Raw genomic sequence first — 7,500 nt, 5'->3', positions numbered from 1 at the left:
GCCCTCACCAGGGTTGAGCCGGTTTGCCGATGCGGCCCCAGGCCGCATCCTTGAAAAAAGCGCCTCTTCAGGCGCTTTTTTCATGGCCAAAATGGCTGGCGTCCGGTGAATTGGGTTCGATGCGGTATCCAATCCAGCTAAAAAACTCCTCTTGATGGAAGACGGCCATGATGTTTAATCCATGGATAACGTCAACGGGGGAGTACTGAAAATGTTGTCCAGAATTGCAGTTTTTTTGGCATTGATCCTGGGACTTGGATGTTTTTCCATTTCAAGCAGCCAGCCAGTTGCAAAACCCGTCGTAACAATAAATCCCTGGGTGCCGCACGCATTCCCCGTGGCGATTTACCGCAACATCAGAGCGGATCATTTGAGTCAAATGCTGGTTGATTCATTTTCGGAATTCAATTTTTCCCTGCTTGCTAAAAGAAAAGATGCGGATGACAGCACGGTCTTCCAGTTCTCCTATCCCATGGATAAGAACGGCAAATCCGGAACCGTGATTTTTGAATTCAAGGTCGACGGCACCGTTGTCAAGAACAAGTGCATGAATTGCTTCTTGCGCAGGGGACGAATACTGAATGAAAGGGACATGGGGAAACTGCCATGGATGGCCCAGTACGATCTCAGCAGCCGGCTCTACCCGGACATCGATCAGGCGTATGCGTCGATTAAAAACAAGTCGCAGAACTACCTGGATCCCCAACACGGGTTTGAGTACAAAAACATGTGGAGCGGGGAGCGTAACCGCCCGGGTTACGACAACTCCTACGTCAAGGTCAAACTGCCGGATCTGAAGCGGGAGGTAGCCCGTGCCTTCACGGAGTCCGGATTCATTTTGCTGCGTGACAGCAATCCTGCCGCCGATGCGGCTGATTCGGTTCTGGCGTTTTCATTCCCGATTGACAGCGACAGTCCCAATGGTGTGGTGTATTCGATTCAATTCGCAAGCCAGTTTGATGCCGACGACTTTTGTTTCCCTTGCGAAACAGTGCGGCTGTATGACCCCTATCAAACACTGCAGCCCGCTGGTTTGTCCGCCATGTCCGGCAGGCTGACACTGGCTTCGCGGTTTGAGTCCGGACTCAATGGCGCCTACGAGAAAACCAGGGCGTCAACGGAACGGTATCTTCGGCCGGGAACGCAGTACATTCGGCCGCCAAAAGCTGCTTCGCTGGGCTCCGCACGGCCACCACCACCTCCTCCAACATGAGTCTGCGCTTGCTGGTTGGTCCAGCCAATCACGGCCCGCTCCTCTATGGGCCGTGGTTTGACAGGCTGTTCCTCTTTGGCACCGCCGGCATCGCGCTGGTCCTGGGCGCTTTGGCAACCATCTCGCCCGCGATGTTTGTGGCGGTGGTGCTGGTCGACGTCTGGCTGTTCGCCAGTCCCCACGTCATTGCCACCTATACCCGCATCGGGTTTGACAAAGCCCATGTCAAAAGGCACTGGTTCCTGATTTTTGGGTTGCCGCCCATCGTGCTTGYCGGGGTCACGATGGTGGCCCTGGCCTATGAGTTGGGTGGCTTGTTTACTTTGTATTTCATCGCCCAGACCTACCATGTCACCCGGCAGTCCTTCGGCATTGCAAGGGCATACAGAAGGGCCGACCCGCAAGCCGCGGGACCGGATCGTCTGGCGGAGAGCCTGATCTACCTCTTTCCGCTTTGGGGCTTGATGCACCGGTGCACAACGGCCCCTGAATTCTTCTATGGCTACCCCATCTACCTTCCTCCTGTCGACGCCGCGCTGACAGGCGCAACAGGCATCGTCGCCGTCTTTTCGTGCGCGTGGTGGGGGTACCGGCAGCTGCGCCTTGCGCTGGCCGGGCGGCTCAACGCGGGGCATTGCCTGTTTGTGGCATCGCACCTGCTTGTCACCGCGGTTGCCTACCTGTGGGTCACCGACATCACGTCGGGGTGGCTGGTGGTGAATATCTGGCACAACCTGCAATACCTGCAGTTTGTCTGGCTGCAGAATGTCCGCCGTGACGCACAAGGGCCCATAGCTACCCAGGAGCTTCAACGCCTGGTGAAGCCATTCAAAAATGCGGCCAAATACCTCGCCGTATGCCTGGTGCTGGGCGCGGTGATGTACGAAGCGCTCTCGGTGGCCGGCCGGCAACTGATCTGGCTGGGCTTGCCCACCGTGTTCATCTTGCATTTCACCGTGAATTTCCACCACTACCTTGTGGACGGCGTGATCTGGAAAAGGCCTAAGTTCGCTGCTTGATGCATCCGGAGCAGGCGTACGTGGTGAATGCGAGTTTGCGTCAAGCCTGCGCCCAGCCTTGGGCAATCTTCACAAGGGCATCCACCGACGCATTCGGCCTGTGCCTGTTCCAGGCAACCGCGATGGTCACAACGTCGACCGCATCCCGCAGCGGCTTGATGCTCACCCCTGTTGTATTCATCTTCCCCAGCGCGGAAGGCACGACGGCCACGCCCTGTCCGCACGCCACAAATGCCAGCTGGGACGCGACCGACATCGCTTCGTGAAGAATCCGGGGGGAAAAGCCGGCATCCCTGCACGCGGTCACCACGTCGTCGAAGTATGCGGGGCTGATGGAGCGGGGGAACAGCACGAAGTTTTCCTCCGAAACATCCGCCAGCTTGATCGACTTGTGCCTTGCCAGTTTGTGGCCGGACGGCAGGGCCACGGCCAGCCGGTCCTTGATCAAGGGCACCGCGGTCACGGCGCCGTAGCTGCCGTTTAGCCGGACAAACGCGACGTCCATGTCGCCGCTCTCCAGTGCGGCGAGCGCGCTGGCTGTGTCCGCCTCCTTTAGCGAGACTGTGATGCCCGGGTGATCTTTCTTGACGAGTTCAATGATCTCGGGAAGCACATCGAACATCGCCGAGGTGATGGTTCCCACTGTCAGCACGGCGGTGCGGCCGCCCGTCGCCTCCCTGACGGAAAGCTCAAGGCGCTGCACCTGCTCCGCAAATTTCTGCACGGCTGGAAGAATCGCCAGCCCGGCCGCCGTCAGCGTCACTCCACTTTGCGAACGCTCAAACAGCCTGGCCTTCAGGGCATGTTCCAGGACCTGTATCTGCTTGGTCAGGGGCGGCTGGGACATCCCCAGGCGCTTGGCCGCCTTTYCGAAATGGCGCTCTTCCGCAACCGCCAAAAACAGCCACAGATGCCGAAGGATTCTGAAGTTGATCATTTCGATTCCTTTTGTGTATGGATTCAATAGTCTCAAGGCAATAGACACCCCTCTTCAAGAGAGAGAGACTGATGTCATGCAAAGGAATCGATTTGATCCATTGCAAGAAAAATGTAGCCGAAACAGCGCAGACATCCAACTTCAATCCAACACATGACCGAAGAAAAACTTCTCCAGCGGCTCTACCAGCTCGACACGAACACCGTCTCCGACGCGCTTGATTTCCTTGAACTCAAAGGCGCCACTTTCGGCCTGCGCCCTCTCTGGAACTGTCCCAAGATCGTCGGGCTCGCCACCACGATCCAGCTGGGGCCCAAAACCGATCCCCGCGCCACGGTCCACCCCATCACGCCCGTGATCGCCGAGGTCAACTCGGCGAACCGCGTCCTGGTGATTACAGGGGGACTTGAAGGCATCTCCTCCTGGGGCGACCTGGTGGCGAACGCGTCCCAACTGAAAGGCATCAAGGGCACCGTTCTCGACGGCGTCTCGCGGGACATCGAGGGCAGTGAATCCATTGGCTACCCCGTTTTTGGGCGGGGCATCACGATGATCAGCGCCAGGAACAGGGTCGCGCAAATCTCCTCTGGCGAACCGATTCAAGTGCAGGGCGTGACGGTCCACCAGGACGACTATGTGATCGCCGACCGCTGCGGAACCGTGTTCGTTCCCGCCGGCCGTATTGAGGAAGTGGTCGCCCTGGGCGAAAAGATCGCCGCGCGGCAGGATGGCATGGTCCAGGCCATCCGCGCCGGCCGCTCCGTCTCCGAAGTCATGCATGACAAGGAGTTCGCCGCCATCGTGGTGGAGAAACAAAAATGAGCATGGAAATGAGTATCGAAGACAAAGACCTTGTGGCGCTGTTCGAGGGCCTGGATACGCCGGGTGTGTCGGACGCCATGGACAGGCTCGGCCTCCCAGGTCAGTGCCTGGGCATCGCGCCCTTGGCCAACTACGCCAAAACCGTCGCTGGCCCGGCCTTTACGGTGCGCTACGTTCCAACCAGCAACCCGCCCGGCACGGCCGGCGACTTTATTGACGACGTGGCCGAGGGCGACTTCGTCGTTATCGACAACAGCGGCCGGACGGATTGCACGGTCTGGGGCGACATCATGACCCAGGTCGCCGGCACGCAGAAGTTCGCGGGCACCGTCATCGACGGCGTGTGCAGGGACGTGATGAAAGCGATTTCCGACGGCTATCCCATGTTCACCCGGGGGCGCTATATGCGGACCGGGAAAGACCGGGTCGAATTCCTGGAAGCGAACGTCCCCGTCTCCATAGGCGGCGCCCGGGTCAGGCCTCGCGACATCGTTGTGGCCGACGCGAACGGCGTGGTCGTGGTGCCGCGGGAGAGAGCCAGGGAAGTCGCCGAGGCGGCCCAGAAGATTGAAGGCGTTGAGCGGARGATCAGGGAGGAAATTTCCGGAGGCAAGACGCTGAAAGAAGCCCGGGCGGCTTTGGGGTACCACACCCTGCAAAGGAAGGCCTGATGAACTCCAAGCTGTTTGCAACGGCCGGCGAGCTCGGCTCTTCGACGCTTTTCGAGGCATCGGGCCTGAGATGCGCACTGGACCGGAATATTCGTCCCATCCGCCCCGGCCAGGTGCTCGTAGGCGAGGCCTATCCGCTGTCGTGCGCACCGGGTGACAACCTCGCCATCCACATTGCCCTGGAAAAAGCGCCGGCGAACAGCGTCTTGGTCGTCGACGCCAGTGGTTTTGTCGCCGGCTACTGGGGAGAGGTATTGACCGTCGCCGCCCAGGCCAGGGGCATCGCCGGACTGGTCATGGACGGCGGCGTGCGCGATATCGCGGCCATGAATCGGCGGAGTTTCCCCGTTTTTACGAGAGGAATTTCAGTCCAGGGAACGGCCAAGGCAAGGTTTAACTCCGTCGGGGAATCCATTCAGATAGCGGACTGCGGTATTTCCCGGGGTGACCTGGTGGTCGCCGACGACGATGGCGTCGTGGTGATTCCCCGGATGCACGTCGAACGCGTCATCAGCGCCGCAAAGGAGCGCGCCGGCAAAGAGGCCCTGATGATGGAACAGCTCGGAGCAGGCGCCACGACCCTCGAACTTCTGGGCTTGCAGAAATGGCGCTAGAAACTACCCTGGCGGATGGCGGCCCGCTCAGCGCACGGCTGGCGGCCGTCCAGCCGTCCGCGACCTACGGGATGCTTGCGCGGGCCGCCGCGCTGAAGGAATCCGGCCGCGATGTGATCTCGCTGAGCGCGGGAGAGCCGGACTTCGACACGCCTGCCAATATCCGGGAAGCCGCCATCGCGGCCATCAACGCGGGCCACACACGCTATCCGCCGGTTGCGGGGATAGCACCTCTACGTGCGGCCATCGTTTCAAAGTTCGAGCGCGAAAACGGCTTGCGCTACGGCGCCAACGAGACCATGGTGTCGAGCGGCGGGAAACAGGTCATCTTCAACGCCCTGATGGCAACGCTCGATCCGGGCGACGAGGTGGCCATTCCGGCGCCTTACTGGGTGAGCTACCCCGAAATCGCGCTGCTCTGCGGCGGCCGGCCCGTGATCATCCCGACCCGAATGGAGAACGGCTTCAAGCTGGCGGAGAAAGATTTACGTGCCGCGCTCACACCCCGGACCAAATGGCTGATCCTCAACTCCCCCTCGAATCCCTCGGGCGCGGTCTACAGCCGGCAGGACCTGCAGGTGATCGTGAATGTATTGCGGGACTACCCCAAGGTACTGGTCATGTCCGATGACATCTATGAGCATCTCGTCTTTGACCAGCAACCCTTTCACACCATTGCCCAGCTCGGAGAAGACATCCAACGCCGGACCTTGATCGTCAACGGCGTCTCAAAAGCTTACGCGATGACCGGCTGGCGGATTGGCTATGGCGCCGGGCCTGAGTGGCTTCTAGGCGCAATGGAAAAGATCCAGGGGCAACAGACCTCCGGCGCCAGCTCGGTCTCGCAGTACGCGGCCCTCGAGGCGCTCAACGGGCCGCAAGATTTCATTGCGCTTGCCAGGAAATCCTACGAGCGAAGAAGGGATCTCGTCGTTTCGATGCTCAATACGGTCCCTGGACTCAGCTGCATCAAGCCGGAAGGCGCGTTCTACGCCTACCCCTCCTGCGAAGGGTTGATCGGCAAGAAGACGCCGGATGGCGCGCACATCGCGGATGACGAAACCTTCGCCAATCAGCTCCTGCTGCAAACCGGTGTCGCGGCGGTTCACGGCAGTGCYTTTGGCCTGGGCCCGCATATCCGTGTCGCCTTCGCCGCGGATGACCAACTGCTGGTGGAAGCCTGCAATCGCATCAAGCACTTTTGTTCGTCCCTCACCTAGTTTTTACCTGCAACCTGGAGCACTTATGAAACGACTCAAACCAACGGCATTGCTGGTCGCCGCGGCGATGTTTGCAATGCCTGTCCTTGCGCAGGTCAGCACACTGGAGAAGATGCGAACCACCGGCAAGCTGACGATGGGGGTGAGGGACGGATCCGTCCCGCTGTCGTATACGCTGGGCGACGGAAAGTACGTGGGGTTTCACATTGATATCTGCCAGCAGATCATCAATGCCGCCCGGCGACAACTCAACCTGGGCATGATCGAAGTCGGCTACCAGCTGGTCTCGTCCCAAAACCGCATTCCACTCGTGCAAAACGGCACGGTTGATCTTGAGTGCGGTTCCACGACCAACAACGCGGCACGGCAGAAAGACGTCGCATTCGCCGTGACAACCTACATCGAAGAGGTTCGAATGGCTGTCAGGGTCGATTCGGGGATCACCTCCATAAGCCAGCTCAACGGAAAGACAGTCGTCACGACGACGGGTACCACCTCGGTGCAGCACCTGCGGAAACACAAGAGGGCTGCAGGCCTGGACTTCAAGGAAATTCAGGGAAAGGACCACCAGGACAGTTTCCTGCTTCTGGAGACCGGCCGGGCCGATGCCTACGTCATCGACGGTGCCATGCTGGCAAGCCTGATCGCCACATCCAAGACACCCAGGAACTTCGCGGTGGTGGGAGAAGTCCTGAATGTGGAGCCCATCGCCATCATGATGCGAAAAGACGATAAGGAACTCAAAAAGATAGCGGATGAAACCATCCGGTCCATGGCCGCGTCGGGCGCCCTGCGCGACCTGTGGACGAAGTGGTACCTCAAGCCCATTCCGCCAAAAGGCGTGGCCATAGGCCTGCAAACCCCCGAATCGATCAAGGCAGCATGGGCCAAACCCAATGACAGGCCGATGGAGGACTACCAGGCGGCGCCGGCGGCGGCGAAACCCTAACCAGTCCCTCCCAAGGGCTACACCATCACGACCGGCTGCGGCCAGAAGATCAGCC

General features: G+C 59.8%; 8 protein-coding genes. 7 read left to right on the top strand and 1 reads right to left on the bottom strand.

The genetic code is table 11. The features are described from left to right. Nucleotides 1-181: 181 nt before the first annotated feature. Nucleotides 182-1,213 (top strand): hypothetical protein, encoded by a 1,032-nt coding sequence (locus tag AC1D0P_RS05290; RefSeq protein ID WP_477675741.1) that lies wholly within the window; start codon nucleotides 182-184, stop codon nucleotides 1,211-1,213. Further along, nucleotides 1,210-2,232, top strand: a complete 1,023-nt coding sequence (locus AC1D0P_RS05285) for a hypothetical protein (RefSeq protein WP_477675740.1) — start codon at nucleotides 1,210-1,212, stop codon at nucleotides 2,230-2,232. Before AC1D0P_RS05290 ends, AC1D0P_RS05285 begins: the two co-directional genes overlap by 4 nt. Before the next feature lie 40 nt (nucleotides 2,233-2,272). Here AC1D0P_RS05285 and AC1D0P_RS05280 read toward each other — a convergent pair whose 3' ends face one another. Further along, complete coding sequence (locus AC1D0P_RS05280) at nucleotides 2,273-3,169, bottom strand: LysR family transcriptional regulator (RefSeq protein WP_477675739.1); 897 nt, start codon at nucleotides 3,167-3,169, stop codon at nucleotides 2,273-2,275. A 153-nt stretch (nucleotides 3,170-3,322) separates the two neighbouring features. Here AC1D0P_RS05280 and AC1D0P_RS05275 point away from each other — a divergent pair, with 153 nt between their 5' ends. Genes AC1D0P_RS05275 through AC1D0P_RS05255 form a run of 5 tightly spaced genes read left to right on the top strand, consistent with a single transcriptional unit; the run spans nucleotide 3,323 to nucleotide 7,445 of the window. After that, nucleotides 3,323-3,991, top strand: coding sequence for an RraA family protein (locus tag AC1D0P_RS05275; protein WP_477675738.1), 669 nt, complete (start codon nucleotides 3,323-3,325; stop codon nucleotides 3,989-3,991). An 8-nt stretch (nucleotides 3,992-3,999) separates the two neighbouring features. Further along, the gene (locus tag AC1D0P_RS05270) at nucleotides 4,000-4,662 is read left to right on the top strand and encodes an RraA family protein (protein ID WP_477675737.1); all 663 of its coding nucleotides are present in this window, start codon (nucleotides 4,000-4,002) and stop codon (nucleotides 4,660-4,662) included. Then, on the top strand, nucleotides 4,662-5,276 hold the full coding sequence (locus AC1D0P_RS05265) for an RraA family protein (RefSeq protein WP_477675736.1): 615 nt from the start codon (nucleotides 4,662-4,664) through the stop codon (nucleotides 5,274-5,276). The genes AC1D0P_RS05270 and AC1D0P_RS05265 overlap by 1 nt, the downstream gene beginning before the upstream one ends. Continuing rightward, nucleotides 5,267-6,496 (top strand): pyridoxal phosphate-dependent aminotransferase, encoded by a 1,230-nt coding sequence (locus tag AC1D0P_RS05260; RefSeq protein WP_477675735.1) that lies wholly within the window; start codon nucleotides 5,267-5,269, stop codon nucleotides 6,494-6,496. Before AC1D0P_RS05265 ends, AC1D0P_RS05260 begins: the two co-directional genes overlap by 10 nt. A 25-nt stretch (nucleotides 6,497-6,521) precedes the next feature. Continuing rightward, a complete protein-coding gene (locus AC1D0P_RS05255; protein ID WP_477675734.1) occupies nucleotides 6,522-7,445 on the top strand; it encodes an amino acid ABC transporter substrate-binding protein in 924 nt (307 codons plus the stop codon). The last annotated feature ends 55 nt before the right edge of the window (nucleotides 7,446-7,500 follow it).

It is taken from the genome of Polaromonas sp. P1_G2 (assembly GCF_056405515.1).
The sequence above is the reverse complement of the archived record's forward strand: the minus strand, read 5'-3'. Positions and strand labels throughout refer to the sequence as shown.

Excerpts from the sequence above, each read along its gene's own strand:
- AC1D0P_RS05290 (WP_477675741.1), top strand. The coding sequence starts at position 182 with ATGGATAACGTCAACGGGGGAGTACTGAAAATGTTGTCCAGAATTGCA.
- AC1D0P_RS05275 (WP_477675738.1), top strand. The coding sequence starts at position 3,323 with ATGACCGAAGAAAAACTTCTCCAGCGGCTCTACCAGCTCGACACGAAC.
- AC1D0P_RS05265 (WP_477675736.1), top strand. The coding sequence starts at position 4,662 with ATGAACTCCAAGCTGTTTGCAACGGCCGGCGAGCTCGGCTCTTCGACG.
- AC1D0P_RS05255 (WP_477675734.1), top strand. The coding sequence starts at position 6,522 with ATGAAACGACTCAAACCAACGGCATTGCTGGTCGCCGCGGCGATGTTT.